The organism is Rhizobacter sp. P2_H2, from assembly GCF_056403375.1.
The window spans coordinates 1-2,094 of sequence record NZ_JBFUFP010000962.1 but is presented as its reverse complement, the minus strand read 5'-3'; the positions used below and the strand labels follow the sequence as shown (position 1 = coordinate 2,094).

Sequence of the window (2,094 nt, the reverse complement as noted above, 5' to 3'; positions counted from 1 at the left end):
AACGTCAACTTCGAGCCGACGCGCCGCCAGGGCGTCGAGGCCGAGCTGTCGCAGGCGCTGGGCAGCACGGCCAACGTGCGCGTGGTCGCGGCTCAGCGCCAGGCGCGCTTCACGGCCGGCCGCAACGACGGCAAGGACGTGCCGCTGACCGCGAAGACCACGCTGGCCTTGCGCGGCGACTGGGCGTTCGCCGAGGGGCACCGCGTCGACGCCGGCGTGAACTACGTGTCGTCGCAGACGCCGGACTTCGAGAACGCCTGCACGATGCCGGCCCACACGACGCTGGACCTGCGCTACGCGTACCAATGGCAGATGCTGGAATTCGCGCTCGGCGTGACCAACGCGACCGACAAGAAGTACTACACGCTGGCCTTCCGCTGCGTGAACGGCGCGACCAGCTCGATCTACCCGGAAGACGGCCGGGCCTTCACCGGCTCCATCCGCATCCAGTTCTGATCGAGTTCGATGGCGAGCCATGAACTGATCCTCGGCGGCCAGCGCAGCGGCAAGTCGCGCTGCGCCGAATCGCGTGCGATCGCCTGGCTCGCGACGCCGGGGCATGAGGCAGCGCTGCTCGCCACCGCGCTGCCCGGCGACGGCGAGATGCGCGAGCGCATCGCACAGCACCGCCGCGACCGCGCCGAGCGCGTGCCGGCGATGGTCACGCACGAGGTGCCGCGCGACCTCGCGCTCGGCATCGTGCAATACGCGCACCCGCAGCGGCTGCTGGTGATCGACTGCCTGACGCTGTGGACGACGAACTGGCTGATGCCCATGGAGCCGCTGGACCAGCCGCACGAGCGCTGGCAGGCCGCGTCGCAAGCGATGCTGGACGCATTGGCGGCGGCCGCCGGCCCGGTCGTGCTGGTGTCGAACGAGATCGGCCTCGGCCTGTCGCCGATGACACGCGAGGCGCGACACTTCGTCGACGAACTGGGGCGGCTGCACCAGGCGGTTGCCACGCACTGCGCGCGCGTGACGCTGATGGTGGCCGGGCTGGAACTGGCCGTGAAGGCGCAGACACGATGACGATGCACACCCTCCTGAAGCAGGTGCTGGCGATGGCGCTGCTGGCCGCGACCGGGCTGGCTGCCACCGCGGCCCCACTCACGCTGAAGGACGACCGCGGCCGCACGCTGACGCTGGCGGYCCCGCCGCAGCGCGTGATCAGCCTGCTGCCCTCGCTGACCGAGAGCGTGTGCGCGCTCGGCGGCTGCGCGCGGCTGGTCGGCACCGACCGCTATTCCAACTCGCCGGCCGAGGTGCTGGCGCTGCCCAAGCTGGGCGGCATCGACGACGCGCAGGTCGAGCGCATCGTCGCGCTGAAGCCCGACGTGGTGCTGGCCGCCACCTCGGCGCGCATCATCGAGCGGCTCGAGCAGCTCGGCGTGCACGTCGTCGTCGTCGAATCGAAGACGCATGCCGACGTGCAGCGCAGCCTCGCGACGATCGCGCAGCTGCTCGGCACGCCGGAGCGCGCCGCGCCGGTGTGGGCGCGCATCCAGCGCGAGATGGCCGAGGCCGCGGCGCGCGTGCCGGCCAAGGTGCGCGGGCAGCGGGTGTATTTCGAGGTCGATGCGTCGCCGTACGCGGCGGGCAGCAGCTCGTTCATCGGCGAGACGCTGACGCGGCTCGGCCTCGGCAACATCGTCACGCCCGAGCTCGGGCCGTTCCCGAAGCTGAACCCGGAGTACGTGCTGAAGGCGCAGCCCGACATCCTGATCGGTGCGCAGCGCAACGTGGCCGAGATGCCGGCGCGCCCGGGCTGGGCCGCGCTGCGCGCGGTGCAGGGCGGGCGCAGCTGCGGCTTCGATCCGGCGTCGTACGAAGTGCTGATCCGCCCGGGGCCGCGCATGGGCGAGGCGGCCTTGCAGCTCGCCGGCTGTGTCGCCGGCCTCCCGGAGCCGCGCTGACGTGAACGGACTTGCGCTCCGCCTGCGACGGCGCCTGGTCGTCGCGATGCTGGTGCTGACCGCGCTGCTGCTCGTCGCCGGGCTCGCGGCCGGCAGCGAGGGCTGGTCGCTGCCGTCGCTGTGGGGGCCGGACGCGGCGCTGATCGTCGGCCAGATCCGCGCGCCGCGCACGCTGGGGGCG

General features: G+C 72.5%; 3 protein-coding genes and 1 pseudogene. All 4 read left to right on the top strand.

From position 1 onward, the window contains the following. Positions 1-456 (top strand): TonB-dependent receptor domain-containing protein (locus AC1D15_RS28785; RefSeq protein ID WP_477828709.1); only part of this gene is annotated, 456 nt, incomplete at its 5' end. A gap of 9 nt (positions 457-465) precedes the next feature. Next, positions 466-1,029: a bifunctional adenosylcobinamide kinase/adenosylcobinamide-phosphate guanylyltransferase gene (locus AC1D15_RS28780; RefSeq protein WP_477828708.1), complete on the top strand. Its 564-nt coding sequence runs from the start codon at positions 466-468 to the stop codon at positions 1,027-1,029. Continuing rightward, entirely contained in the window at positions 1,026-1,913 is an 888-nt protein-coding gene (locus tag AC1D15_RS28775; RefSeq protein WP_477828707.1) for an ABC transporter substrate-binding protein, read from the top strand. Before AC1D15_RS28780 ends, AC1D15_RS28775 begins: the two co-directional genes overlap by 4 nt. 1 nt (position 1,914) lies before the next feature. Continuing rightward, positions 1,915-2,094: pseudogene (locus AC1D15_RS28770) on the top strand (iron ABC transporter permease); the annotation flags it as partial.